General features: G+C 44.3%; 26 protein-coding genes. 23 read left to right on the forward strand and 3 right to left on the reverse strand.

Annotated features, from left to right (window positions below; translation table 11 throughout):
- The first annotated feature begins 7 nt into the window (after positions 1–7).
- From ACYQ2E_RS02825 to ACYQ2E_RS02880, 12 genes are all read left to right on the forward strand, one after another.
- Positions 8–274 (forward strand): hypothetical protein, encoded by a 267-nt coding sequence (locus ACYQ2E_RS02825; protein WP_460016543.1) that lies wholly within the window; start codon positions 8–10, stop codon positions 272–274.
- Positions 271–2,292, forward strand: coding sequence for a GH-E family nuclease (locus tag ACYQ2E_RS02830; RefSeq protein ID WP_460016544.1), 2,022 nt, complete (start codon positions 271–273; stop codon positions 2,290–2,292). Before ACYQ2E_RS02825 ends, ACYQ2E_RS02830 begins: the two co-directional genes overlap by 4 nt.
- 2 nt (positions 2,293–2,294) lie before the next feature.
- Positions 2,295–2,870: a suppressor of fused domain protein gene (locus ACYQ2E_RS02835; RefSeq protein ID WP_460016545.1), complete on the forward strand. Its 576-nt coding sequence runs from the start codon at positions 2,295–2,297 to the stop codon at positions 2,868–2,870.
- A gap of 254 nt (positions 2,871–3,124) precedes the next feature.
- On the forward strand, positions 3,125–3,787 hold the full coding sequence (locus ACYQ2E_RS02840) for a hypothetical protein (protein WP_460016546.1): 663 nt from the start codon (positions 3,125–3,127) through the stop codon (positions 3,785–3,787).
- A gap of 24 nt (positions 3,788–3,811) precedes the next feature.
- Positions 3,812–5,881: a glycohydrolase toxin TNT-related protein gene (locus ACYQ2E_RS02845; RefSeq protein WP_460016547.1), complete on the forward strand. Its 2,070-nt coding sequence runs from the start codon at positions 3,812–3,814 to the stop codon at positions 5,879–5,881.
- A gap of 20 nt (positions 5,882–5,901) precedes the next feature.
- Positions 5,902–6,303 carry an Imm63 family immunity protein gene (locus tag ACYQ2E_RS02850; protein ID WP_460016548.1) on the forward strand — a complete coding sequence of 134 codons (402 nt, stop codon included), beginning with the start codon at positions 5,902–5,904 and terminating at the stop codon, positions 6,301–6,303.
- Positions 6,304–6,381: 78 nt separating this feature from the next.
- Positions 6,382–7,473, forward strand: coding sequence for a DNA/RNA non-specific endonuclease (locus ACYQ2E_RS02855; protein ID WP_460016549.1), 1,092 nt, complete (start codon positions 6,382–6,384; stop codon positions 7,471–7,473).
- The gene (locus tag ACYQ2E_RS02860) at positions 7,473–7,940 is read left to right on the forward strand and encodes a hypothetical protein (protein WP_460016550.1); all 468 of its coding nucleotides are present in this window, start codon (positions 7,473–7,475) and stop codon (positions 7,938–7,940) included. The genes ACYQ2E_RS02855 and ACYQ2E_RS02860 overlap by 1 nt, the downstream gene beginning before the upstream one ends.
- Positions 7,941–8,004: 64 nt before the next feature.
- The gene (locus tag ACYQ2E_RS02865) at positions 8,005–8,487 is read left to right on the forward strand and encodes an immunity protein YezG family protein (protein ID WP_460016551.1); all 483 of its coding nucleotides are present in this window, start codon (positions 8,005–8,007) and stop codon (positions 8,485–8,487) included.
- A gap of 59 nt (positions 8,488–8,546) precedes the next feature.
- Positions 8,547–8,786 carry a hypothetical protein gene (locus tag ACYQ2E_RS02870; RefSeq protein WP_460016624.1) on the forward strand — a complete coding sequence of 80 codons (240 nt, stop codon included), beginning with the start codon at positions 8,547–8,549 and terminating at the stop codon, positions 8,784–8,786.
- Positions 8,787–8,837: 51 nt separating this feature from the next.
- Entirely contained in the window at positions 8,838–11,651 is a 2,814-nt protein-coding gene (gene esaA / locus ACYQ2E_RS02875; RefSeq protein ID WP_460016552.1) for a type VII secretion protein EsaA, read from the forward strand.
- Between the two features lie 54 nt (positions 11,652–11,705).
- Positions 11,706–12,506 carry a hypothetical protein gene (locus tag ACYQ2E_RS02880; RefSeq protein WP_460016553.1) on the forward strand — a complete coding sequence of 267 codons (801 nt, stop codon included), beginning with the start codon at positions 11,706–11,708 and terminating at the stop codon, positions 12,504–12,506.
- Between the two features lie 76 nt (positions 12,507–12,582).
- Here ACYQ2E_RS02880 and ACYQ2E_RS02885 read toward each other — a convergent pair whose 3' ends face one another.
- Positions 12,583–13,491, reverse strand: coding sequence for a helix-turn-helix domain-containing protein (locus ACYQ2E_RS02885; protein ID WP_460016554.1), 909 nt, complete (start codon positions 13,489–13,491; stop codon positions 12,583–12,585).
- Between the two features lie 700 nt (positions 13,492–14,191).
- On the opposite strand from ACYQ2E_RS02885, the gene ACYQ2E_RS02890 reads away from it, so the two are divergent.
- From ACYQ2E_RS02890 to ACYQ2E_RS02910, 5 genes are all read left to right on the forward strand, one after another.
- Positions 14,192–14,719 (forward strand): sigma factor-like helix-turn-helix DNA-binding protein, encoded by a 528-nt coding sequence (locus ACYQ2E_RS02890; RefSeq protein ID WP_460016555.1) that lies wholly within the window; start codon positions 14,192–14,194, stop codon positions 14,717–14,719.
- A gap of 539 nt (positions 14,720–15,258) precedes the next feature.
- Positions 15,259–15,492: a DNA-binding protein gene (locus ACYQ2E_RS02895; RefSeq protein ID WP_460016556.1), complete on the forward strand. Its 234-nt coding sequence runs from the start codon at positions 15,259–15,261 to the stop codon at positions 15,490–15,492.
- Positions 15,493–15,573: 81 nt separating this feature from the next.
- Positions 15,574–16,809: a tyrosine-type recombinase/integrase gene (locus ACYQ2E_RS02900; protein ID WP_460016557.1), complete on the forward strand. Its 1,236-nt coding sequence runs from the start codon at positions 15,574–15,576 to the stop codon at positions 16,807–16,809.
- A gap of 104 nt (positions 16,810–16,913) precedes the next feature.
- Positions 16,914–17,468, forward strand: a complete 555-nt coding sequence (locus ACYQ2E_RS02905; RefSeq protein ID WP_460016558.1) for a biotin transporter BioY — start codon at positions 16,914–16,916, stop codon at positions 17,466–17,468.
- A gap of 139 nt (positions 17,469–17,607) precedes the next feature.
- Complete coding sequence (locus tag ACYQ2E_RS02910; protein WP_460016559.1) at positions 17,608–18,321, forward strand: hypothetical protein; 714 nt, start codon at positions 17,608–17,610, stop codon at positions 18,319–18,321.
- A gap of 73 nt (positions 18,322–18,394) precedes the next feature.
- Here the strand turns inward: ACYQ2E_RS02910 and ACYQ2E_RS02915 are convergent, their stop codons facing one another.
- The gene (locus ACYQ2E_RS02915) at positions 18,395–19,117 is read right to left on the reverse strand and encodes a biotin--[acetyl-CoA-carboxylase] ligase (RefSeq protein ID WP_460016560.1); all 723 of its coding nucleotides are present in this window, start codon (positions 19,115–19,117) and stop codon (positions 18,395–18,397) included.
- Positions 19,118–19,318: 201 nt separating this feature from the next.
- Between ACYQ2E_RS02915 and ACYQ2E_RS02920 the strand changes: the two genes are divergently transcribed.
- The 6 genes from ACYQ2E_RS02920 (at position 19,319) to ACYQ2E_RS02945 (ending at position 24,358) form a co-directional block, all read left to right on the forward strand.
- Positions 19,319–20,695 carry a CitMHS family transporter gene (locus tag ACYQ2E_RS02920; RefSeq protein WP_460016561.1) on the forward strand — a complete coding sequence of 459 codons (1,377 nt, stop codon included), beginning with the start codon at positions 19,319–19,321 and terminating at the stop codon, positions 20,693–20,695.
- A 124-nt stretch (positions 20,696–20,819) separates the two neighbouring features.
- Complete coding sequence (locus ACYQ2E_RS02925) at positions 20,820–21,155, forward strand: hypothetical protein (RefSeq protein ID WP_460016562.1); 336 nt, start codon at positions 20,820–20,822, stop codon at positions 21,153–21,155.
- Positions 21,156–21,207: 52 nt separating this feature from the next.
- Positions 21,208–21,618, forward strand: a complete 411-nt coding sequence (locus ACYQ2E_RS02930; protein WP_460016563.1) for an acetyl-CoA carboxylase biotin carboxyl carrier protein subunit — start codon at positions 21,208–21,210, stop codon at positions 21,616–21,618.
- Positions 21,619–21,629: 11 nt separating this feature from the next.
- Positions 21,630–22,745: a sodium ion-translocating decarboxylase subunit beta gene (locus ACYQ2E_RS02935; protein WP_460016564.1), complete on the forward strand. Its 1,116-nt coding sequence runs from the start codon at positions 21,630–21,632 to the stop codon at positions 22,743–22,745.
- 44 nt (positions 22,746–22,789) lie between these two features.
- On the forward strand, positions 22,790–22,918 hold the full coding sequence (locus ACYQ2E_RS02940; RefSeq protein WP_460016565.1) for an OadG-related small transporter subunit: 129 nt from the start codon (positions 22,790–22,792) through the stop codon (positions 22,916–22,918).
- Positions 22,919–22,963: 45 nt separating this feature from the next.
- A complete protein-coding gene (locus ACYQ2E_RS02945) occupies positions 22,964–24,358 on the forward strand; it encodes an oxaloacetate decarboxylase subunit alpha (protein ID WP_460016625.1) in 1,395 nt (464 codons plus the stop codon).
- 2 nt (positions 24,359–24,360) lie between these two features.
- On the opposite strand, the gene ACYQ2E_RS02950 is transcribed toward ACYQ2E_RS02945, so the two are convergent.
- Positions 24,361–25,290, reverse strand: coding sequence for a sugar-binding transcriptional regulator (locus ACYQ2E_RS02950; RefSeq protein WP_460016566.1), 930 nt, complete (start codon positions 25,288–25,290; stop codon positions 24,361–24,363).
- Positions 25,291–25,294 lie beyond the last annotated feature (4 nt).

Genomic DNA, 25,294 nt, shown 5'->3' on the forward strand with positions numbered 1-25,294 from the left:
AAAACAGATGGTACAGCAAATGGTAGACAGCGGCGGCTACGAAGACGTCGTGGCAAAAGTAGAGGAAGCCGCCGCTCTGGTGGCAGATGTGAGCAATGGTTTAAACACGAATGACGCGCATCTCAAAGTTTCACAGATTCCGAAAATTTTCGAGATTTACGATGACCTCTCGAAAATGATTGCCTCTCTCGGTGGACGGGTCGAACATGACATCCAGGAGATTCGCCAGCTGGGAGTCAACATCAAAACGACAGATGAGGAGGCCAGTTCATGAGTAATGACGAACTCTACTATGACGACCTGACAGATCTGGCGGCTCGGGTTGCTCAAGGCATCCAGAACCGAACCCAGCCGCTGGACGCGCTCACCCAAACGCTGAACCAGCTGATTGGCACGGACACCATTAAAGGTCTGGGTGCCGACAGCATGAAAGCTTATGTCAGTGAAGTACACCTGCCGCTGATTCAGACCTTTCAGCTCGCCCTCAATAATTATCAGATGGCATTAGGCAAGTATGTCAAAGGCTATCTGGATGTGGACAGCGATGCCGGCTTTAAACTGATTCGGGAGGATTTAGAAGACCATCAGACGAAGCTGACCACTCACCGCTCTGACTATACGGATTTGGCGGAACAGCTCAAATCTCTGTCAGATGAAGCCAGCAGTATTGTTTCACTAGGCGGAGCCGGCAGCAGCTACCTGAACAAAGTCGCCGATAAGATGGACGACATGAAAAAGACAGCCAAGGATCTGCTGGAGAGCTGGGACAATTATGAACAAACGGATCCGGGATTTGCACAGGTTCAGGAACTGCTGGCAAGAACGCGCGGCCTGATTAAGAGCGCGCTCAATGTTCCCGGAGGCTATTCATACAGTCCAGGTTCCTTCAGCGGTCTGATGAGCGCCGAATTTCTAGCAGCATATCAGGCCAATCTCAGCTATGCGACAGACGTCAATAATCAGAATGAATTTTCCAAGAACTGGGAAAGCATTATGAACGAATACGGCGCCGACCAGCAGCGGCTGGAAGAAGCAGCGGCGAAGAAGAAAGCACAGGAAGAAGGGCTCTTCGGTCTCCTCTGGGACGGCCTCCAGATAGCGGCCGGCGCAGTAATGGTTGCGACGGGTGTCGGTGCACCGCTTGGTGTTGTCCTGATTGCTGGAGGCGTCAACAGTGCCATCAACCATGCATCTATGGCGATAACAGGAAAAGGCTTTAACCTTGTTGGAATGGCCAGTGAAAACATTGGAAAATGGTATAATAGTAGTCTAGGGAAAGCCTTGGGACAGGACGGAGCCGGCGGTATCGTCAACGGAATTTTCCAGGGAGCCGGAGAAATGGTCAGCGGAATGGCCCAGATGAGTGTCTACGACATCGGGAAAGGTGTGAATACACTATTTACCAATGGAGAGGCCCGCCAGCAGATGTTTGACGGAATCGGGAGCTGGTGGAATCAGCTCTGCACCGGAGATTCAGTGGCTATCGGCAAGACAGTTTTCAATGTCGCCAGCATCTTTGTGGGCGGAGCCGAAGTGAAAGGGGCCGCACAGATTGCGAAAGCCTCCAGTGCGGAAGGTCTGCTGGCTAAGAGCGGAGTATTTATAAAGGCGCTGGGTCAGACGACCGTGAAGAACGCCGTTGAAACCGGAAAGATGTTCAAGAATCTTCCGGGAAATCTCAAGAATGGTGCAGAACGTTTCTCTACCAAAGTCTATGACAGCCGTTTTGCGGCGAGCATGCGCGAAGTTTTAGGGAAAGGAAATCCTAGACTGGCCTTTGATACTGTGGGCAACGGTCGTCCGGTGCTAACCCAAGCTAACAGAAGTGCATATGATATTAAGAAAGTTAATGAACTTCCTTCAGGAGCTAAAGCCGATTTCAATTCAAATGTAGATGGGGTGAGAACAGGTGTAAACCCTGATGAATTTTCACCACAACAAACGAAGAAAATTGTTAAGAGAGAACTTACTCCAGATCAGAAGAAGACTTATGCACGACCTTCAGGTTTTAGGAAAGACGTGAGAGATCAGGTGTGGAGTAATGCCGAAGAAGCTGGTCCAGTACTTGATCCTCTGACAAAAATGCCTATTGATCCCGATGAACCATGGGATATGGGACATAAGCCCGGGTACGAATTCTGGAAACATCAGCAGAGTGCGGCTGAAAGGGGAATCAGTAGGAAACAGTTTCTTGATGAATATAATAATCCAGAACACTATAGGCCTGAATTACCGTCATCAAATAGAGGACATGCGGCAGAAGATGCAACAAATACATATTTTGGAGATTAATAATGACGATGACAACAGAGAAAAAAATAGCACAATATACCTTGAACGCTATTGGGGGTAACCCTAAAGTTCTAAAGTATAAAGATGCAAATGAAAGCTCAGAGATAGACATTTTTATAGGTGTTGATAGGCCTTTTGAAGGTGTATCGACTTATTCTACAATTGGTTTATCCAATTTTGATATTGGTATGAAAACGAAAGAAGGAAAACAGTTAAGAGTAGAGTTTGTTGGATCCAGTGCTTCTGTAAATGATTTGTTCGGGAATATTGTAAGTAGTTGTGCTTTCAATATCATTAACAGTCAATATTCGGTAAAACCTGGAACTGTCTTTCCTAATGTTATCAGTGAATATTATGATTCCCCGACTATGAAGCACATTCTTTTTAGCGCACCTTTTCTATGGGAAAATTTAAAGTCGCTAGAAACAAGTACAGCACATATTACGTGGTTAATGACCATCCCTATTTCTGATGAAGAATTTGAATTTCTAAAGGTCAATGGGAGTGAAAAATTGGAAGAATTATTTGAGGAAAAGGATATTGATATATTTGATTTAACAAGAGAATCAGTTGTTTAAATCTAAATGTATTATTAGTTCAAGTTCCGTTCCTACCAGCACTCCAAGAATTAGGCGCAAAAGCCATCGGCGGAAATGACGAGACAGAGCTCTGGTTACTTGAGGCTCAATCTGAGGAAAATGTAATTGAGAAACTTGAGTTGAGATAAAAACAGGTTAGTCAATAACAGCGCAATTATGACTTAATGATGATGTAAAGTTTCAGCATCTATTACAATTCCTGAAACTGAGTATCCCAAACTGTCAGGAGAAAAATGACTTACTTGCTCAACATTCAGCGAATGAATTTGAAGACCGCTTGCCTATATGCAATTATTGCACATGCAATTTCATTGTTGAAAAATCCGGAACTTGATTATGAACAATCCTGGGATGGAATAAATTACAGTCAAGTAAACGGGCAAGGCGCAAGAGGAACGGTCAGTTTCTCTGAGCAAATCGTTGTAGGAGTCTTTCGGAACGAAAACCTTCATCAGAGCTATCGACCAGCTGAAAATTATATTGCAGGGGCCGATAAGAAGTTTGAAGAACTCGCGGAGAACGAAACTTTTCAATATTTACTAGATGACCTCTCACATTATTCACCAGGTAGCGGAAAAAAAGAAATTAAGCCAGTCATCACAACCGCTTTCTGGGGAGAAGACGAACTGCTCTCAAATGACACTGTTGCTGAATTTAAACTACATAGTGACGGATTACTTGACTTTGCGTTTTTAAATCAAAAAGAACAAAAAGAGTATTGGAAAGAATATTGCGAGCTCACTCCAGAGGAGATGGATTTAGTGGAAAATATTTTCAAAATCAAACAAAACCATCTAGAACAGGAAATAGAAATAGCTGATTTCAAAGAATATTCCGCAAAGAACTATGAAATTGAGGGAATTTCAGCCTGTCGGCTCTCTCTATCGGAGATTTAATTCCAGATAAGGAAAAAGTAAACAATGAGTAATGACGAACTCTACTATGACGACCTGACAGATCTGGCGGCTCGGGTTGCTCAAGGCATCCAGAACCGAACCCAGCCGCTGGACGCGCTCACCCAAACGCTGAACCAGCTGATTGGCACGGACACCATTAAAGGTCTGGGTGCCGACAGCATGAAAGCTTATGTCAGTGAAGTACACCTGCCGCTGATTCAGACCTTTCAGCTCGCCCTCAATAATTATCAGATGGCATTAGGCAAGTATGTCAAAGGCTATCTGGATGTGGACAGCGATGCCGGCTTTAAACTGATTCGGGAGGATTTAGAAGACCATCAGACGAAGCTGACCACTCACCGCTCTGACTATACGGATTTGGCGGAACAGCTCAAATCTCTGTCAGATGAAGCCAGCAGTATTGTTTCACTAGGCGGAGCCGGCAGCAGCTACCTGAACAAAGTCGCCGATAAGATGGACGACATGAAAAAGACAGCCAAGGATCTGCTGGAGAGCTGGGACAATTATGAACAAACGGATCCGGGATTTGCACAGGTTCAGGAACTGCTGGCAAGAACGCGCGGCCTGATTAAGAGCGCGCTCAATGTTCCCGGAGGCTATTCATACAGTCCAGGTTCCTTCAGCGGTCTGATGAGCGCCGAATTTCTAGCAGCATATCAGGCCAATCTCAGCTATGCGACAGACGTCAATAATCAGAATGAATTTTCCAAGAACTGGGAAAGCATTATGAACGAATACGGCGCCGACCAGCAGCGGCTGGAAGAAGCAGCGGCGAAGAAGAAAGCACAGGAAGAAGGGCTCTTCGGTCTCCTCTGGGACGGCCTCCAGATAGCGGCCGGCGCAGTAATGGTTGCGACGGGTGTCGGTGCACCGCTTGGTGTTGTCCTGATTGCTGGAGGCGTCAACAGTGCCATCAACCATGCATCTATGGCGATAACAGGAAAAGGCTTTAACCTTGTTGGAATGGCCAGTGAAAACATTGGAAAATGGTATAATAGTAGTCTAGGGAAAGCCTTGGGACAGGACGGAGCCGGCGGTATCGTCAACGGAATTTTCCAGGGAGCCGGAGAAATGGTCAGCGGAATGGCCCAGATGAGTGTCTACGACATCGGGAAAGGTGTGAATACACTATTTACCAATGGAGAGGCCCGCCAGCAGATGTTTGACGGAATCGGGAGCTGGTGGAATCAGCTCTGCACCGGAGATTCAGTGGCTATCGGCAAGACAGTTTTCAATGTCGCCAGCATCTTTGTGGGCGGAGCCGAAGTGAAAGGGGCCGCACAGATTGCGAAAGCCTCCAGTGCGGAAGGTCTGCTGGCTAAGAGCGGAGTATTTATAAAGGCGCTGGGTCAGACGACCGTGAAGAACGCCGTTGAAACCGGAAAGATGTTCAAGAATCTTCCGGGAAATCTCAAGAATGGTGCAGAACGTTTCTCTACCAAAGTCTATGACAGCCGTTTTGCGGCGAGCATGCGCGAAGTTTTAGGGAAAGGAAATCCTAGAGTAGCTTTTGCGGGAGTAGGAGATGGCCGTTCGCTTTTTAGGGTGGTAAGTAAACCGGCGGATGGCTTACCTAAGGAAGTTCAGAGGGACTTTGCGGGGATGTCTGCTATAGATAAAGCCAAGCTTGATAGGTGGAAACATAAACCATCACATAAAGATTATTTGGAACACAAAGCTGTCTATGATGATGCTAGATATTTCAATCAAGAAACTGGAGAACCAATTTATCCAGGTATGAATGGAGATCCCAATGTTGATGGTTTTGTGAATGGTGAGTACTTCAACGAAATACTACAACCTGGTGATGAAACTGATTTGTTAATAGGGAGACGTGGATCAACAGATGGAAAGTATTTTGCTCCAGCTGGGACACCGTTCGATGATATAGCTTTGCCACCATTTATGGAAAACGAGCCAGAAATTCTATATAAAGTGTGCAAACCCCTACCTGTAAAAGCTGGTGAAGTTGCTCCTTGGTTTGGCAAAAATGGTGGTGGGACACAATATTTGACCGATTTTTCAGCTGGAGAATTAATTGATGCTGGTTATCTGAAGCCCATTATTCCATAGCAATAGAAAGAGATAAGAAAATGAAAGAAATAAATGACAGAATGGTTGCTTTAGGAAGACTAATTTCGTTAGACGCAACGTATAACGGTTATCCTAAGGTGGTGGAAAAGGAAGATGTTTTCACAGATGGAAAATTTCTTTATGAAGATAAGAAAGTTTATCACTATGTTGTAATGGAACGTGGTAAAGAGGTTGAAAGTTATTCTTCAGGCATTGTTGATGAAGTACTATATTTTGTGTTTAAAGATATTACAAGAAGTTTAGCCATAAAATATGAGAGTGAGCATAGTGTACCTAATCAAGATTTTCGGAAAATAATGTTTCAAAGACAATTGGAGTTATTATCTGAAATTAATCCTGATTATGAGGAAAAACAGAAATCGTACATACAGGATGTCCTCGCTAAAAATCCATATACTTAAAAGATAATTGTTTCTTCTAGGAGATAACATTACAGCTATGTTCAACCGATTTCTGATTTCTATGATGACTTAGGAGAAATGGTCAGCGGGATGGCCCAGATGAGTGTCTACGACATCGGGAAAGGTGTGAATACACTATTTACCAATGGAGAGGCACGCCAGCAGATGCTTGACGGAATCGGGAGCTGGTGGAATCAGCTCCCGAGCGGCGACGCAGTGGCCATCGGCAAGACAGGCTTTAACCTGGCCAGCATCTTCATCGGCGGAGCCGAAGTGAAAGGCGCTGCACAGATTGCGAAAGCCTCCAGTGCGGAAGGTCTGCTGGCTAAGAGCGGAGTATTTATAAAGGCGCTGGGCCAGACGACCGTGAAGAACGCCGTTGAAACCGGAAAGATGTTCAAGAATCTTCCGGGAAACCTAAAAAATGGTGCAGAACGTTTCTCTACCAAAATCTATGACAGCCGTTTTGCGGCGGGCATGCGCGAAGTTTTAGGAAATCCTAGAGTAGCTTTTGCGGGTATAAGAGATAGTCGCTCAGCGATGAGTTTAGTGGGTAAAGATGTGAAGGAAATTTCCACTGGAACTTCAAGAGCGAACTTCTCGGAAGAAAGTTCTGGTGTTTCCTCCAAAGGTTCCGGCGAAGCGCCATCGTCTGTAAGAGCAGAATTTGTTAAAAATCCGTTTGTTAAGGGTGAAGGCGGAAAACTTAGACCAAATGTCCAGTATAGGGCAAGTGCTCCTGGAACAAATCATAGCTATATTTATGAAACCAATTTAGAAGGGGACATTGTTAGGGTTAGAGCAGATGAGCTTTCATGGAAAGGTGACAGAAAACGTCTTACCAACAAGAGAAATACACCGGATAAGTTGAAGGATGATGAGGCAGGGCATTTGATTGCAGATCAATTTGATGGTTCACCTGAATTGGATAACTTGGTTAGCCAAGCTCGAGATTTGAATCGTGGTGCGGGTTCTGAGTGGAAAGAGATGGAAACCCAGTGGCGTGATGCATTAACTGGTAATCCACCGAAAAAAGTAACAGATGTTCAGATTGATGTTCAATATGAAGTGGGCAGCCACAGACCTATTGGGTTTGATGTACAATATACTATTGAAGGTCAAAAAACTGTAACAAGATCTTTTCCTAATGTAATGAAAGGAGCAAACTAATGGCAGAAAAATTTGAAAAAATATCAGAAATACAGGATGATATTCTTGGAGCTGTGTGGCAGGTAATTGGAGATGAAGTAGATGAGTATTATATTCAGGGAAAAGTTTCAGTCGCAGATGATGGTTCCGGAATGGTTGAAGGTGGATTAGATTATGCGAGCAAATCGGGCAAGCTTTATATGAATAATAAATTAGGTATCGAAAAGACTACTCTTGGTGACTTAAACAAGTTTATTACCGAGAAAATTCGCGAGCTTTACAATACACTTATGGACCTTCAAGGGAAGTCTCCTGTTCGTTTTCGTTGGATAGTCAATGTTGAATTAGGTCATGTTGATAGTGATTGGACTTATTATGATCAATTAACTCCTGAAGAATTGAAAAATAATGCTTGGAAAGGGTGGCGTGGCGACGAAATGTGGGAAGCGCAAATCCGAGAAAACCTTTCACGGAAAAAAGGTGATTAACTCCTTGCTTCTACGACGAATTGAGGAGAGGAAAATAGCGGAATGGTTATTAAATTAGACAAATATGGTGGAACAACAAAATTTAATCAAATGGGAAGAATTGCAAGCAGCAACCGTTCAAGATATATTTTCTATTATGAAAATGGATATTGAGGATTTAAAAGAATTCAAGTTACTTGCCAGTTTCGATAAGTATGGGGGCGCTCACATTCCATTCTATTTCAAAACGAAAAATAATAATAATTGGATTTATTATTTGGACGATGAGAGAGGAAAAAGAAACGCAAGTGTGAGAACAGATATTTTACGTGATTTCTGGAAATCTACGAAAACATTGGGACTAGAGCAATGGTATACTCTTGTTTTATCGGTAAATGAGAATAACATTCCAAGCCTGGAATTTGGGTACATTGATTGGTCTGAGAATTTGCACGGGGGAAATGATTTATTAGATTATTTCGAATATAAGTATCTTGGGATGCAGCCTCAGACAGATAAAGCCAAAAAAGTTATTCAGGAAATGGAAGACCTTGTAGGGAAACAGTAACTTTCAATTCTTGGGAGATTATCAAAACTGTTTGATTTAATCAAAATTTAGCTCTATTCCTGGAACAATTTTTCAAAGGAATCAAAATGGACAAAATAAGCGGAAATGCCCGGCTTGTCAGAAATCTGATTGAAAAGGCAGAGTTTAAAATGTCCATCCGTGTTATGACAAATAATCCCAATGAGAAAAACCGGTCAAAACTGGTGACAATGAAAAAAGAAGACTTTATTGAAGAAGTCGAACGATTAAGGAAAGAAACTAACGCTTCAAGCCAATCCATCGGTTTTATAAGGAGCTGAAGCTGATTCAAGTCGAACGCGTGCGTGAACGCAAGTTCAAAAGGAGAGAGTATGGAAAAAAGAAGAGAAGTCAGACAATCCCAAGTCCTCTGGGAAGTCTTTGACAGAAAAATGCGGAAGTTCCGCCTGATAGCCTCAGGAGTGATTGTTTTCCTGCTGATCAGCGCAGGCTGCCTCTTCTTTTTACTAAGTCAGACCATGCAAAAGAAAACGCAGACCACGAAACCGACAATTGCCCTGGTAAATGAAGATCAGCCTGCCGCTTTCAATAATCAGAACTATAACTTTGGTCAGTCCTTTGTCAACCTTGTCTCTAATGACAGTAAGTATAACTGGCAGGTCGTGGCGCGGGGTGTCGCCAATAAAGCATACTCTGACGGTTCTGTTCAAGCGGTCATTTATCTTCCGCAAGATTTTTCGCATAACATTCTGACGCTTCAAGCCATTGACCCTCAAAAGGCGCAGGTGGATTATAAAGTAGTGGACGCTCAGTCGAAGCTGACTAATAATCTCCTGCAGGACAAGATTGTTAATGTCCTTTATGATTTCAATACATCAATTGTCAAAATGTACTATGCTTCAGTTGCCGGGAATGTCGCCGATGCGCAGACGAATATGAACAATGTGGTGAACAGCCAGGGTGCCATTCTGACGAATCTCAACAATAGTGTTTACGGGCCTTTTCAGGAGACGAATGAGGGCTACAGCTCCGTTGTTTCTGTTGCGACGAGCCTGCAAGACCAGAATGATAATTGGATTGAGGCACAAAACAGCTTCACCGATACCGTTACAAAAATGCTGAACTCAAACAGCGAGGCCTTTGATAAACAGCTTCCCAACCTGACGCAGTATTTCGATACTCAAAAGCAAATCGTCGACACCAATTTGGTCAATGCTAATAAAGGCATTACAAATCAGGCTGATTCAGACCAGTCTTATTACTACGGCCTGTACACGACGGCTTACAACAAAGCACTGCAAGCCTTACAGCAGTTCAGAAGCACGGATGAATCAGGAAATGAAAACGGCATTTACGCCAAGCTGAAAACTCAAATCACTGATTACAACACACTGATTAGCGGTGTGCGCGACGATATTGGTAATCAAGTCAAGAATCTGGACGAGAAACGAACATCGCTCTTAGAACTTGAAAAGAATCTCTATTCTGAATTTTTTGCTCAAGAGGTTGCGCCGACAGCCGATTCAACTGATTTTACCAGTCTTGAGACAGATGATAATGCTCGAGCGGCTCTCGCCAATCTGCTCTCCTCTTCCTTTGAGGGAACTGACAACCTTAAAGACAAGGCTTATTCAAGCACAATCAGTACGCTTTTAAGCCAAGTCTCAGTAGAGAGCAGTCAGTATGAGCCTCTGCTTCAATCTCTGGTTTCTAACGGCTCTCTTACTGTTCTACAAGAACAACAGATTAATGGGAAACTGGACGTCCTCAAGAATTATGCGACAGCGTTTGGACTTCCCACTGCAACAGTTAATTTCAGTGATGTTCCGGCAACTGAAGCGACAGAACAGAAAATGACTAAGACTTTGTCTATTACAGTTCCGGCAGGAAGCTCCTACATTTTGAGCTTTTCAGCAGGCGGCGGACTGACGAATGCAGCAGTTTCACTTGACCCGGCAACTCCGCCAACCGGCACAGGCATTGACGCCAGCAATCCTAATTCAATTGTCCTGGATAACAGCACAAGTACCACGACAACGGATGCCGACGGGAATCCTGTTGAAACAGCGCCGACACAGCCCCAAACTTACACGATTACCTATGTGATTGATTTGGGTGAAGTCAAATCTGGAACCGTCACATTCAACTGGGGAACTGGCGCCGACCAGCATTCAACACAAGACATCTTTACTTTAGCACCCACCGAGGCAATTTCCGAATACGCAGGCGGAGAAGAGTTCAGCACAATCACGACACTCTTGAACAACATTGATACCGCCACCCAGCTCATCGCTTTCCTCTATGGGGCACCAGGCGCTACTGCAGCAGACATGACTGGTATCACTGACTTTGTATCCAGTGCAGATTCGAAATCCGTTTATAAGATGTACGGCAATATGGATAAAAGCCAAATGGCTGAACGATTAAGTGATGACGATGTGACCCGATTTAAGGAACAGGGAACCAGTCACATCAAGGATGTCACCGACACACTGGAAACTCTCAGTTCAACGATTTCAAGTCTGGCGACAGACCAAACCCGCTTAACTGACAACCTGCCCAGCGACTATTTTGCTCAAATCATAAATGAGCTGGACACATGGTGTCAACAGACAATGACAACTCTGGACACACAGTATAATGCCTGGACAAAAAATCAGACGACTCCGCTGGAGGAAAAATCCTGGCAGGAGTACAACGAGAGCGAAATAGCCTTGTACTATGATAAAGCCAGCGGCGAAGACCTATACAAGACGATTTCTGAACTGGTTTCTTCAAGCAGTAAACAAGCCAAAGACACCGCGGACAGTGCTCAAATCATCAAGAGCAATTCGGACACGTTCACGCAAATGGTCGAAACAGTTACCAAAACCCAGACCGCAGCTAAAGAGGTTATAGACAATACAGGTAACCTTCTCAGCACCGGGAACAGTGATTTCTTAAACAGCCAGACCTACAACGGCAAATTTGAGACCGTATTGTCCAACACACGCTCCAACGATGCGAATGCCAACAATATCTTCAGCTTCTTTGCCAAGCCGCTTTCAACCAAGGATGTAACACCGGAAGCTAAAGAGGTCACCCCAGGATTTGACTGGCGCTGGATTATTATCTTTGCCGGTGGAATCCTGCTGGGTGTGCTGGGCAAGACCTGGATTCGGATGAAGCCAAAGAGTGAAGAGTAGAACTCTAAGCGGAAAACAGATTTTCCGTTCTTTTGAACAACGGGAGGAGGACTTGTGGACATCCAATATAAACGCGGGAAATGGTCAGAAGAAGAAAATGCTCAGCTTCGTAAGCTGGCCATAAAACACACCGACCAAAAGATTTCCGAACAGATTCACAGGAAACCGGCGGCGATTCTGCGGCAACGGTTAATACTGGGAATAAAAAAACGCGAGCATCCCTTTGCCCAGAAATCATGGTCATTAAAAGAACAGACCCAGTTGAAAGTATTGCTCAAGACACATACGGAGTCAGGGACTGCCGAAATCATGCATCGCACAGAAGGGTCCATTCGCGGAAAAAAAGACCTATTAGGCTTAAAAGCTGCCAGAACATGGCAGGAAAAAGATTATGCTCAACTGAAAGGATTGGTTGCTCAGAACAAAAGCAACTCAGAAATTGCGGAAATCATGGGACGGACACGAAGGGCCATCCAGCAGGCCAAGTATAAGCTTGATTTGGGAGATTTTTCTATTCGTAAGTGGACAAAGCAAGAAGAAACAGAATTGCGTGAACTGTCAACAGAGAAGACCATAGCAGAGTTAGCCCAGCATTTTGGAAGAGGCTGGACTGCCATTGAACGAAAATGTCAGGCTTTGGGGATTAAGACACAATCCAAACATATTGTTATCCTTGGTCCTTTCACACCAGAAGAAGATGACTATATCATTAAGACTTCATGGTATATGACCAACCTGCAGCTTTCAGAAAAACTCAACCGAACCGAAGGCTCTGTTAAGCAGAGAAAAACAAGGTTGAGAAAAATGGGTTTCACTGTTGGAACCTGCCTACCCCAAAAGGGGCAGAATGAGTGATAAAGGCTGAATCATTTTCTTAAGTGATTCAGTTTTTTTGTTTTTGATTCATGTAGCTAAAATTTCAGAAAACAACTCACACACCACCCAATCTCTTAAATTCATTAGAAATCTGAGTCGCAGTTTTTGAGCAACCGCAAAACTTAAGCACTCGCTGACAATGCTTCATGACTTTCAATGCAGTTTTTTTCGGGAAGTGTCCATCTTCTTTATGGTATGAGTAAATTGCTTTATTGTATATAAGTGTCAATTTCTCAAACATGTAGTATTCATGAATATCACTCTCTTCAAGGTATTTTATCAGCTTCCCAGCGAGGATGTAAGCCTTCCTGTCCACAAAAACATTGATAATGTTTAAAACACCCTGAGTCACCGCATGTCTAATATAATGGAGCTTACTATTTTCCTGTAAAGGATTAATCATTTGCTTCGTCAACTCGGCTAATTTGAGCAGGTCAATAAACTGTGCACATTGGCTTAACAGCTGAATGTCATACAATCCCCACTCTGTTAGACCACAAAGGTAATTCATTAGAAAATCAAGTTCATTTTGAGTGATTGAGTGGGAGGAATCAATAAAGTACAGCACAGATTTCACTCGTATGCTGTCTAATTTCAATTTTTTATTACGAGGCTTGTCTTTCAGTTTTATGTCAATTTGGTCTGCGAGCTGTTTGAGATGCACAACATTCTGCTCCATCACGGCATCTGCCACCTCCGTACTGAACAACAGAACATCTTTGGACTGCAAATGCTGATTATAAGTGTTTTGGAATTCAAACATATTAACGTTGATGTTATCTAAAAGTACAATGAAATGATGGGTGGCCAGAATTGTCCGCCCATTTTCAAAATTTGAAAGGTGCTGCGTAGAAATTTCATCGCCCGCCGCTTCCTCTTGAGAAAACCCCTTCGCTTCCCGTAAATGTTTGAAAACTACCCCCAATGCCAATTCTTTAAACGAGTATTTTTCCGCTTTTTCCATAAACTCTCTCTCCTAACTATTATATTATTTAAATGGAAAAACTGTCCAATTTATTTCTAATGCGTGATGTACAGCCAATTTAAAGGATTCTATTGAAATTCTTGACTATTATATAATTATAAAATTTGCATTTTTAGACAGTGTGGCTTTCGCGTTTAATATTATATAATATAATTATGATAAAATAAAGAGTTGCTAATGTGACCGCTTCAATTATCTAATCACTCAATATAAAAATCGAAGAAAGGGGAAACCATGAAGAAACACAAATTTATTCAGCTGCTCGCATTGCTCTTCATTACGGCAGTCTCGTATCCGATTATAATTTTTTAAAGGCAATTATGCCGGCAATGATTCATTTTTTAAAGGAGGAAATTTGACACCCATTCCTATATTTATTTTTGTGATATTTCTTACACTCTCAAGCGGACTTTAACACGTCCGTTTTTTTAATCCCTCTTTTCAACTCAACTTCATCTGGAGTCAAACTCCAGCATACAATTTCAACAATTAAATAAAACAGACCTGATTTACGTATAAGGGACTGGAAATAATGGTTCAAACAACAGAAAGCAATCTGTTGTTTGAAGATAAAGTTCCTTTTTCTTGACGGTTTTCAGGCGCATTAATCAGTGTTCTTTATCAGAGAAGGCTGTTTTTTATTTTCCGTCCCTTCGTCGTTCAGGCGAAAGGACAAGAAATGAAAAAATTCATCAAAACAGATGCAAAGAAACGCAGTACATATACCTATGTGGACGTCAAAGGTAAACTCATTGCAACGCTGACAGCCGGGAGCAGTGGAGTCACTGCTGAAGATATTCGACAGCTTCACTTAGAAGATGACCGTGAAGTCAGAAATAACCTCAAAAACTCACGACTTAAACTGGAAAAGTGGCAGAAAGAAGAAGCAGGGCAATGGGAACAGACCCACCCCTATGAAAAATTTCCCAAGAACTGGGTACTTTCAGTTGAGGGAGAACTGGAAGATGAAAGTAAAAGTCTTCTCATGGCGCAGGCAGCCATTCAGCCAGAATGTGAAATCACACCTGAGATTGATCGCCTTCATGAGGCTGTTGAGAAACTAAAACCACAGCAGCAAGCTTTAATTCAAGCGGTCTTTTATGAAAACAAAAGCTTAACCGAGATTGCACAAGATGAAGGCGTCACACACGTTGCCATCATTAACCGACTAAAAAAGATTTACAAACAGCTTCAGAAAAACTTTTGAAAAAATATTTTATAGGGGGTTACAATCAATACTTTTTTGAGGACGGTAGATATAGAGGGGAGGAACATTTTCTTATAAAGAAGTACCGTAAGTCTCACTTACACGCGGAAAAGAGCCGATGATTGCGTTCGCGTTAGAAAAACACCGTGTGAAGAAGTGCAAATGTCGCTTAACAGGAAAAGCACAACAAGATTGAGATATAAGTTCGACTCTTATCATTTGCATGCACTCAAATAAAAAAGCTTTGAAAGGAAGCAAAACAAATGAACTACTACAAACAAGAATTAGAACGAATCCGAAGAAATTTCAGATTTTCACTGGGAATTTATGACAGACAACCTCTCCTGCAAAAAGTTTTGTGCCGAGAGATGATGACAAAGCTGAAGAAGTTTCGAATTCCGAAACAATTTTCCTTTCTTTTTCCAGTGAGAAAAGAAATTTATGATGAAATTCAAAATGTTTATGTCGCACTCAAGAACGGGCAAATCATCCGAAAAGAAGATCTTCCCCGTTTAATAGACAAGGAGGATTAGGAATAGATGACTTCAGTGAAAATAAACAAAGACAAAGTCACCAAACTTTTCGGAAACAAAGAAGAAATTGCCTATATCTTTGGGGTCAACATCAAGACCCTCTCCAATGACCTGACGCAAATGCGCCGCTTACCACAATTTGCGGGGTATGTCATGAACATCAGCCACAAGCGCGTATTCATCTCAATTGAGGGGTACCGTGCGTATTTAGAATACAAAGCACAGAACAAGAACCATTAATTTTTTGCGAAGTATTTGAAAGGATGCTATAATAAAAGTGTTCTATACGCTCCTTCGTGATTTTACCGAAAGGAGACAAAAATGGCAACAAAAAACGGCTTACGGGTTTACCCCGAAAAAGCAACAGGAAAATTCAAATATCGACTCGTGATGGACTACTACCATCCTTATGAAGAACGGTGGAAACAAGTCACTTGCGGCTCAGACAGCACGACCAAAAAAGCACTCGATGAGGCGAAAAACAAACTAAGCATCAAAGTAGAAAGGATTTTAGGCGATTACAACAAAAAGAAAACCGCGCTCACTGTGAGCGAGGCTCTAGAGAAATGGTATGAATTCCGTAAAGATTCCGTGTCTGATGGAACACACAAAGCTGATCGAAGCAATACGCGAGTTTTTAAAGCGACTTTCGGGCGCTGGCAAGTGGCAAAAGTTGAAAAAGATCACATCAAAGATTATCTGACTCACTTAAATGTGACTCCGTCTTCAAAAAAGAACTATCGAAGTAGGCTCAGCCTTTTCTTTGAATTCTGTGAGGATGAAGGTTATATTCAGGAAAGTCCCATGTATCGTGTCCGTCTCCCAAAGCATAAAGAGACCCTGGAAGAAAAGCAGAAACGTGAGGACAAAAACTTTACAGTCAGTGAGATGAAACTCCTACTTGAGGCAATGGAAAAACGTATCACAGATGGAAGAGGGTGTGACCGTGTCAATAATTGGCGCAAGCGTATGTTTGTTGAATTTCAGTTTTCTTTAGGCAATCGAATTTCAGAATCTGCAGGGTTGAGATACCAAGATATTGACTTTGAGTTAGGGATTCTTCACATGAGAACGCAATTGGATAGGATACAGTCTTCAGCTCAGGTTCCTAAACTAAAAGAGCTCAAAACAAGTCACTCTGAACGTGATATTTCTCTGAAAAAGCGAGAAATTGAAATTCTTAATTGGTTCAAAGAGAAAAATGATACCCACTCTGAATTTGTATTTGTTCAAGAAAATGGTCATCTATTTAGTCAAGGGACAATTAATTGTTATTTGAAAAAATTTTGTGATGTCCTCCCCTACAAACTTAGCTCCACATTTGTTTCCCATGCTTTGCGTCACGGCAATGTTATGCTTCAGAAAGAACGAGGCGTTGATGAACAAGTCATTGTTCAACGGGGAGGCTGGGCGGATACTCAGATGATTAGCCGCGTTTATGGTCGTCATGTCACACCGGTTTTACTGGAACGAGCCGACCTTGCGTTAAAAAACTTCTCTGTCCAAAATTCACAAAATATTCACGAAAAATCAGAGAAACTTGACGAAGTTTCATGAAGAATGAAAAAGCATGAATCTCTCAAAGGTCATAGTTCATGAAGCATGAGGAATATCAGAGATGAATGTGGTGTAGAACGCGCTTTTTTGCTATAATTTTAAGGATGAAAAATAATACCTTCTCTTTGCTGCTAGTCGCATTGGGCACGGCTCTGATTGCCGTGGCCTCACAATTGGCTATTCCCTTAGGCCCGGTTCCTTTTACTCTGCAGACCTTAGTTGTGGCGCTGCTGGCCAGTTTGTACCGCTTACGTGAGATTCTTCTGAGTGTTCTGCTGTATTTGCTGTTGGGCTTGATTGGTCTGCCGATTTTCAGCGGCGGAGCGTCTGGGCCGGCGTCTTTATTTGGCCCGACTGGCGGATTTCTGCTGGCTTTTTTAGTTTCTGGAAGCCTGATTAGCCTGATGATTCAGCTCTTTGGCCGAAATATTTTCATGTTAACTTTGACGAATTTACTAGGGCTTGGACTGACCTTGCTAATCGGCACAGTGTGGCTGAAGGTCTATTACAAGATGAATTGGGGCGCAGCTTTTATGACAGGATTCGTGCCTTTCATCGTCGGTGAAATCGTCAAAGCAGTGATAGTGGTGGGCTTAGCCGTCTCTCTTTACAGAATCCTGCCGCGGATTAACCCCTATTTCAATTCTCGAAAAGACTAGTTTTTTTACAATTTAGTGATAAGTGTGCTGGAAATGAAAGCGTAATTAGAGTAAAATAAATACAGGATTATAGGCTTCAAATTTTAAAGCTGAGCGCCTATGGTTCGATGAAAATACCTATTACATAGAATGAGGAAAGATGAAAATTTTCGGAAAACTTTTGATTGCAGCAGCAGGATTTGCGGCAGCTGCTGGAATCGAACTGTCTGCCAATGCAGATGTTGCAATGAATCGCCTTTACAACCCGAATTCAGGTGAGCACTTCTACACAGCGACTCCAAATGAAGCCAGCAGTCTGGTAGACGCAGGCTGGAGTTATGAGGGAATCGGCTGGGTCGCTCCAGATTCAGGAAGCCCTGTTTACCGCCTTTATAACAAAAATGCCGGCGACCATTTCTATACTCTGAGCAGCTATGAGCGTGACGAATTGAAGAAAGCCGGCTGGAGTGATGAAGGAATCGGCTGGTACTCAGGCGGTTCAGTAGCTTTGAAGCGCGCATATAATCCGAATGCGAAAGCTGGTTCACACAACTATACAACAAGCCCGGCAGAGCAGGCAAATCTTATAAAAGCCGGCTGGAAGGATGAAGCAGTAGCCTGGTACGGAACTGAAGAAGGCGCTTCTGTTGTAGAGGCAGACAGTGACTCTGACATGCCTTACTATTTCGTCTCAAAAGGCTGGAATATCGCAGCCTTCGGCAATGTCTTTGTGGATAACGAGTCAGGCTTAGCTTACACACGTGTGAAGAATGCCGCGGACTACGACTATGTGCCGTGGGACGACCAGGACGCAGGCGATGATACTGCCTCTGCCCTGTTCCTTGATGAAGACCTTGAAGATTGGGAAGACTAATTAAATAAACATAAATCCGAATAATTACTGATAACTCATCATGATTATTCGGATTTTTTATACAATTATTCGTTTATTTTTTCAATGAAATTTCGCCGGAGTTGAGAATGCGCTGTACGCCGTCGCTGCAGTCTACAACGAGCTCACCGTGATTTGTCAGGTCGGTAGCGAGTCCCTCGTAATCTACTTTATTTTGTGTGAAAGCGACATTCTGGCCCAGAACGAAGCAGTGTGCCTTGTAAATTTCCAAATAATTTTCAGATTTCAGGCGCTCAAATTCTGCCCAGATTTCCGCGACCAGCTCAGACGCGCTGATGCTTGGTTTATCATCGAAGAACAGCGAAGTTGCGCGGCCGCTGAGCTCCTCAGGAAATTCTGTAATATGAAAATTGATGCCGATGCCGAGCACAATGCCTGCTCTGCCGGATTCTGCAAGGATTCCGACAAACTTTTTACCGTCCAGGTAAATGTCGTTCACCCATTTTATCAGAGGTTTTTTGCTGGTCAGTTTTTCTACTGCACTGACGATAGCTGCTGCTGCAAGAAGTGTGTACTGAACCGGATGTTCCAGACTAATCGTCCCAAGATTTGCACTCATATAAATACCGCCCTGGGCAGGTGCAAAATATTCGCGGCCGAAACGTCCGTAGGTGGCGGTTTGATGGCCGGTCAAATAGAGTGAGTTCTTCGCTCCCTTTTTGGCTTCGCTCTGCGTGGAAGAAGTCTTTTCTAGAATGTTCAGCTCAGAGAGCCAGGAGTTCTTATTTAAAATCAGATTTTTGTCAAAAGTGTTCATGACTTATTTTAACATATTAGTTACCCCTTAAAACTTTCTTATTTTTTTAAAAAGTTTTAAGCGCTTTAACATTTTTAAAAAATTTGAAAAATAATTTTTAAAAAATTCAAAAATCGCTTGACAAAAGCTTAAGTAAGTCTTAAAATGAAACTGTAAACGATTTCAAAAAATCGAATTTATAATAACATTTAGGAGGAAGCTATGTTAACCATATTAGCTTACTTGATGATTATTGTCTTTATGATTGTCATCATGAAAAAGTGGCTGTCACCATTCCTCACGCTGGTTCTTGTGCCTATCGTCTTCGCCGCTGTGGTGATGCTGACAGGCTTAGCCCAGTATCCGAAAGGTGATGACGGTGCTCAGGTCACGAATCTCGGCGCCATGATCATGGATGGAATGTCAAGCGTATCTTCAACGGGTATCATGCTGATCTTCGCCATTCTTTATTTCTCAATCATGCTGGATGCCGGAATGTTCGACCCTATCACATCACGCATGATTCACTTTGCTAAGGGCGATCCTATGAAGATTCTGATTGCCACTGCAATTGTTTCAGCCGCGGTTTCTCTGAACGGTGACGGAACGACGACAACGCTGATTGTTGTGTCGGCTTTCCTGCCGATTTATAAGAAGCTGCATATGAAGGTCATGAACCTGGCCGTTCTGCTGATTCTGCAGAATGCGATTATGAATCTGCTTCCATGGGGCGGTCCGACCGCGCGTGCGATGGCGGTTCTGCATCTTGATGCCAGCATTCTGACTTATCTCCTGCCTGGTATGATTCTTGCGATTGCTTATGTAATCTTCTTTGTTGCCATTCGTATGGGCAAGCAGGAACGTAGTCGTCTGGGTGTGACTACCTTGACGGATGCGGAAATCGATGCCATGATGGAAATTCCCGATGAAGAGACCTTGTCTGTTCGTCGTCCGAAACTCTTTGCTTTTAACGGTATTTTGACGATTGTTCTGATTGTCTGGCTGGTTGCAGGCTCATTTATTTCTGCCATTTCTGTTCCGCCTTCAGTTCTTTTCCTGATTGGTACGGTCATTGCACTGATGGTCAACTATCCGAACCTCAAAGACCAGTCTAAACGTATTGGTGCGCATGGCGGAGATGCACTCCAGGTCGTTATCCTTATCTTTGCAGCCGGCGTACTGCTCGGCCTCTTCCAGGGGACAGGCATGTCGGATGCCCTGGCGAGCAACCTTGTCAGCATCATCCCTGATTCATGGGGACGTTTCTATGGCTTTATTATCGCCATTCTCTCTGTACCCGGTACTTTCTTCCTTTCCAACGACGGCTTCTATTACGGCGTTATGCCCGCCCTCGCAAAGGTTGGTGTGGAATACGGCTTTACAAACCTGCAATTAGGTATCGCTTCATTGATGGGTATGGCCTTCCACTTGCTCAGCCCGCTGGTTGCCTTCATTTATCTGCTTCTTCGTATGACAGACCTTGATATGGGCCAATGGCAGCGCGAAGCCGGCAAATATGCCATCGGCGTGCTCATCATCTTCCTCGTAGCGGGTTCCATGTTCTTCGCTGTTCCGGGACACATGCTATTCGGCGGATGATTTCCGAATTCTTATAAGAGTCCTTAATTTACGTAAAGGTCGGCAATTCATAAATTACCGACTTTTGCGGTTTGTATGATATTCTTAATGTATAGAAAATATAAGAAAGGGGGGGATAAGCAGCATGCGATTTTTTCACAGACGAAAAAAACCCGACAATTTAGTTAGACATGAGACTATTGTTGACAAATCTGTTAAAATAGAAGCAGACTGGGAGAATGTTCCCGCTTGGGTTGAAGTGACCGGCAAAGAAGAAGTAAAAACCGCCAGCCTGATTAGTTCATCAATCGCAATGGCCGACCGGTCTGACGGAAAATTCACAATCAAAAAAGTCTGGCAGCGCAATCCGGAAGCAGAGCTCGTTTCGGTGCTTGCAGCAGCTGTCTGTACCGTAACAGAAGAAAATCAATTGACTGTCAAGTCAATCAAACGTAAAATTTCAAGTGACCGCAATGCTTGATGCTCTCAATTTCAAGCTCTCAAATTAAAACTTTCAAAGAAAGGCAGCAAAAATGCTCAGAAAATTCAAAATTCGTGTTGACGGCAAAGAGTATCTTGTCGAAATGGAAGAAGAGGGAACGCCACAGCATCCTCTGCAGCCTGCTCCCGTTGCCGTTGCCGCACCAGCAGCCCCGGCGGCTCCGGCAGTAGTTCCCCCAGCACCAGCAGCAGCAGCCTCGGTCGCAGCGCCCTCAGTGCGTTCAGCAAGTGCGGCCGCCATCAAAGCGCCCATGCCAGGTGCAATTTTAAGAATTTTAGTCAACGTAGGTGAACATGTAGAAGAAAATCAGCCTCTGATGATTCTTGAGGCAATGAAGATGGAAAATCAGATTGTGGCAGATAAAGCTGGAACTGTTTCAGAGATTCATGTCACAGCCGGAAACCAGGTTAACCCTGGTGATGCACTGATTACCATTGCTTAGAGAGGAAAGATATGCAAACACTTTTACACGGAATTACTCAGATGGGGGCGGAACCGGGACGTATTGTGATGATGCTCATTGGGGCAGTTCTCATGTATCTCGGAATCAAAAAAGATTATGAGCCGACGCTGCTTGTTCCCATGGGACTGGGCGCGATTCTGGTGAATTTTCCGAATACCGGCGTTTTGTCCACAGGCGGTGAAAAAGGTCCTTTTCAGGTTCTGTTCGATGCCGGCATCAATACCGAGCTTTTCCCGCTACTCTTATTCATCGGGATTGGCGCGATGATTGATTTCGGCCCGATTCTGCAAAATCCTTTTCTGCTCCTGTTCGGTGCGGCAGCGCAGTTCGGCATTTTCTTCACGATTATCGTGGCGACTTTGCTGGGCTTCCATATGAACGATGCGGCCTCAATCGGCATCATCGGTGCGGCGGACGGCCCGACTTCCATCTTTGTGGCCAATACGCTGCACTCGAAGTACCTCGGCGCAATCATGGTCGCGGCTTATAGCTATATGGCTTTGGTGCCAATTATCCAGCCTGTAGCTATCCGTGCCGTAACGACCAAGCATGAGCGGAGAATTCGCATGGCTTATCGCGCAGGCGAAGTCTCACAAACGGCAAAAATCCTCTTCCCGATAGTGATTACAATCATTGCCGGCTTAATTGCCCCAGTTTCTCTTCCATTGGTAGGCTTCCTGATGTTCGGAAACCTCCTGCGAGAATGCGGCGTGCTTGACAGGCTTTCGCTGACTGCTCAAAATGAACTGGTCAACATTGTCTCGATTCTGCTGGGGCTGACCGTTTCAGTGAAGCTGGAATATCATGAATTCCTGCAAGTAGATACACTGATTGTCATTCTGCTTGGTCTGGTAGCCTTCGTCATGGACTCCATCGGCGGTGTACTATTCGCCAAGCTCCTGAATCTTTTCCGCAAAGAGAAAATCAATCCGATGATTGGCGCCGCTGGTATCTCGGCCTTCCCGATGAGCTCGCGCGTGATTCAGAAAATGGCAACAGCAGAAGACCCGCAGAACTTCATTCTGATGCATGCCGCAGGTGCCAATGTGGCTGGACAGATTGCCTCGGTGATTGCAGGCGGCTTAGTGCTTGCACTGCTGGCATAATGTAAGACGAGCGCTTGCGCGAATGCCATTTAAGGAGAAATGAAATGACTGAAAATTTACCAAAAGCTTTAGAAATATTAGCGCTTGGCTGGGGCGGTGTCTTTGTCGTCCTGATTATCATCTATCTTGCGTCACTGGCCTTAGCGAAACTATTCCCAGTGAAGAAGAGCTGATGTTAATGTTTTATGAACAAAATGCCGAAGAAAGTAGAAAAAAGTATGACTAAAAAAGTTCAATTTATGGAAACAGTGCTGCGTGACGGCAATCAATCACAGATTGCGACGCGCATGCCGATTTCTGATATGCTGCCGATTTTGAAAACCATGGATGAGGCAGGCTATCTGTCTCTGGAGGCATGGGGCGGTGCGACTTTTGACTCCTGTCTTCGTTTCTTGAATGAAGACCCTTGGGAGCGGCTTCGCCAGATTCGCTCACGGGTTAAAAATACCAAGCTGCAGATGCTGCTGCGCGGTCAGAATTTGCTGGGCTATCGTCACTACGCGGACGATGTGGTGGTAAAATTTGTCGAAAAATCCGTCAGAAACGGCATTGATGTGATTCGGATTTTTGACGCGCTGAATGATACCCGTAATCTTCGCACGGCTCTGGAAGCGACAAAAAATGCCGGCGCTGAAGCACAGCCTGCAATTGCTTATACGACCAGTGATTTCCACACTGTAGACTACTTTGTTAATTTGGCGAAGGAAATGTCCACGATGGGGGCAGATTCGCTTTGTATTAAGGATATGGCTGGTATTTTGCTGCCGGAAACCGCCTATGAGCTGGTGTCGCGCATTAAGGACGCAGTGGATTTGCCGCTGGAGATTCATACCCATGCGACAGCCGGTGTTTCTGAGATGACCTATGTCAAATCCGTTGAAGCAGGCGCAGACATCATTGACACCTGCATTTCCAGCTTTTCCGGCGGGACTTCACAGCCGGCGACAGAGGCCATGGCCATTGCACTGGAGAATCTCGGTTATGAAACTGGTTTGAAATTGGACAAGCTGTCTGCTATCGCTGAACATTTCAATCCTGTGCGTGACCGTTTCCGCGCCGAAAAAATCCTCAACCCCAAAGTTAAGGATACTGAGCCGAAGGCGCTGATTTTCCAGGTTCCTGGCGGCATGCTGTCAAATCTGATGAGTCAGCTGGATGAACAGCACATGTCAGACAAATACGATGCCGTATTGGCAGAAGTGCCGAAAGTCCGCGCAGATTTAGGCTTCCCGCCGCTTGTCACGCCCTTATCGCAGATGGTAGGCTCTCAGGCAGTCATGAACGTTATCACCGGCGAGCGCTATAAACTTGTACCAAAAGAAATAAAGGACTATGTTGCCGGAAAATACGGCAAACCGCCAGTAGAAATTTCTCCCGAGATTCGTGAAAAAATCATCGGCGATGCGCCGGTTGAAACAGAGCGCCCAGCCGATAAGCTTGAGCCGGAATTTTACAAACTCAAGGCTGAAATTTCTGAATATGCCAAGTCCGACGAAGATGTGCTGGATTACGCCCTCTTTCCGAAACCGGGGAAAGATTTCCTCGGCCGTCGTGAAGACCCGTTTTACGACATACCAGTGCAGACTGTCGATGTTAAAATTGACTTGGAATAAATTTAAATCTCGTTAAGAATGCGCGTCGCAACCGCCTCAGAGATAATCAAATCCGTGAAAAATTTCCCGCGCAGCGCGCCCAGTGTTGACTGAGCCTTAAACTTGCTCGGAACGACCGCAATACGATGCGGCGTGCGGAGAATCTGAAGCATGGAAAGACCGAAGACACAGTCTTCCTCAGGCTTGACCAGCACTTTCCCGTTGATGTCAATCGGCCGGCCGTAGACCATGCCGACGACTTCGTCAAGATTGACATTCGGAAAAATCTCGTCAATGTGCGCGCGCCAGTCAGGAATCGAATTAACAGATGCCAGCGTGCCAAGCCCCGTAAAAAGCATGTTCATTTTTCTTGCAGCCCGAATCGCCGGCTGAGAAGCAATTTCATGAATCATGCCGTTACGCGTCTCCTTGTTCACGACATAGAGGGGGCCTGACAAAGTAATAAAATCTGCGGAGAATCTTTGAGCCGCATTTTCAACCATGCGCCGTGAGCCCACGGCTGACTTGTACTTACGATTTTCACCCATAAACTGCGTAAAAGTCAGCCCATCACGCACCACTGGAAGAAAGTGCTCCGTCACATCGTACATCGTGGCGCCCCAAAGCGTTCCCACAATTGAGCTTTGAATGATGCGCCTCTGAATATGCTCGGCCGCAAAACTGATGAGATTGTCGCGTCCGCTGGCCAGACCGCCGTCGTCAATGATAGCAATTTCCTGAATATCAAAAAGTTTGTGAAATTGCCGCTCCAGCTCCTGATTGCGCTGCAGAGGCGTCTCAATCAGAATCGTGACAATGCCCGTCTGACGTGCCTCTTCCAGATACTTGTTGACCAGATAACGACTAAGCGAGTATTTGTCGGCAAGCTCAGCAAAGGTCATATTGGCAATGTAATAATCGCGGGCCAGATTGGCTAAAAGGTCGTTGTTCATACTT

It is taken from the genome of Lactovum odontotermitis (assembly GCF_054658595.1).

Excerpts from the sequence above, each read along its gene's own strand:
- ACYQ2E_RS02825 (WP_460016543.1), top strand. The coding sequence starts at position 8 with ATGGTACAGCAAATGGTAGACAGCGGCGGCTACGAAGACGTCGTGGCA.
- ACYQ2E_RS02830 (WP_460016544.1), top strand. The coding sequence starts at position 271 with ATGAGTAATGACGAACTCTACTATGACGACCTGACAGATCTGGCGGCT.
- ACYQ2E_RS02835 (WP_460016545.1), top strand. The coding sequence starts at position 2,295 with ATGACGATGACAACAGAGAAAAAAATAGCACAATATACCTTGAACGCT.
- ACYQ2E_RS02840 (WP_460016546.1), top strand. The coding sequence starts at position 3,125 with ATGACTTACTTGCTCAACATTCAGCGAATGAATTTGAAGACCGCTTGC.
- ACYQ2E_RS02845 (WP_460016547.1), top strand. The coding sequence starts at position 3,812 with ATGAGTAATGACGAACTCTACTATGACGACCTGACAGATCTGGCGGCT.
- ACYQ2E_RS02850 (WP_460016548.1), top strand. The coding sequence starts at position 5,902 with ATGAAAGAAATAAATGACAGAATGGTTGCTTTAGGAAGACTAATTTCG.
- ACYQ2E_RS02855 (WP_460016549.1), top strand. The coding sequence starts at position 6,382 with ATGGTCAGCGGGATGGCCCAGATGAGTGTCTACGACATCGGGAAAGGT.
- ACYQ2E_RS02860 (WP_460016550.1), top strand. The coding sequence starts at position 7,473 with ATGGCAGAAAAATTTGAAAAAATATCAGAAATACAGGATGATATTCTT.
- ACYQ2E_RS02865 (WP_460016551.1), top strand. The coding sequence starts at position 8,005 with ATGGTGGAACAACAAAATTTAATCAAATGGGAAGAATTGCAAGCAGCA.
- esaA (WP_460016552.1), top strand. The coding sequence starts at position 8,838 with ATGGAAAAAAGAAGAGAAGTCAGACAATCCCAAGTCCTCTGGGAAGTC.
- ACYQ2E_RS02885 (WP_460016554.1), bottom strand. The coding sequence starts at position 13,491 with ATGGAAAAAGCGGAAAAATACTCGTTTAAAGAATTGGCATTGGGGGTA.
- ACYQ2E_RS02890 (WP_460016555.1), top strand. The coding sequence starts at position 14,192 with ATGAAAAAATTCATCAAAACAGATGCAAAGAAACGCAGTACATATACC.
- ACYQ2E_RS02895 (WP_460016556.1), top strand. The coding sequence starts at position 15,259 with ATGACTTCAGTGAAAATAAACAAAGACAAAGTCACCAAACTTTTCGGA.
- ACYQ2E_RS02900 (WP_460016557.1), top strand. The coding sequence starts at position 15,574 with ATGGCAACAAAAAACGGCTTACGGGTTTACCCCGAAAAAGCAACAGGA.
- ACYQ2E_RS02905 (WP_460016558.1), top strand. The coding sequence starts at position 16,914 with ATGAAAAATAATACCTTCTCTTTGCTGCTAGTCGCATTGGGCACGGCT.
- ACYQ2E_RS02910 (WP_460016559.1), top strand. The coding sequence starts at position 17,608 with ATGAAAATTTTCGGAAAACTTTTGATTGCAGCAGCAGGATTTGCGGCA.
- ACYQ2E_RS02915 (WP_460016560.1), bottom strand. The coding sequence starts at position 19,117 with ATGAACACTTTTGACAAAAATCTGATTTTAAATAAGAACTCCTGGCTC.
- ACYQ2E_RS02920 (WP_460016561.1), top strand. The coding sequence starts at position 19,319 with ATGTTAACCATATTAGCTTACTTGATGATTATTGTCTTTATGATTGTC.
- ACYQ2E_RS02925 (WP_460016562.1), top strand. The coding sequence starts at position 20,820 with ATGCGATTTTTTCACAGACGAAAAAAACCCGACAATTTAGTTAGACAT.
- ACYQ2E_RS02930 (WP_460016563.1), top strand. The coding sequence starts at position 21,208 with ATGCTCAGAAAATTCAAAATTCGTGTTGACGGCAAAGAGTATCTTGTC.
- ACYQ2E_RS02935 (WP_460016564.1), top strand. The coding sequence starts at position 21,630 with ATGCAAACACTTTTACACGGAATTACTCAGATGGGGGCGGAACCGGGA.
- ACYQ2E_RS02940 (WP_460016565.1), top strand. The coding sequence starts at position 22,790 with ATGACTGAAAATTTACCAAAAGCTTTAGAAATATTAGCGCTTGGCTGG.
- ACYQ2E_RS02945 (WP_460016625.1), top strand. The coding sequence starts at position 22,964 with ATGACTAAAAAAGTTCAATTTATGGAAACAGTGCTGCGTGACGGCAAT.
- ACYQ2E_RS02950 (WP_460016566.1), bottom strand. The coding sequence starts at position 25,290 with ATGAACAACGACCTTTTAGCCAATCTGGCCCGCGATTATTACATTGCC.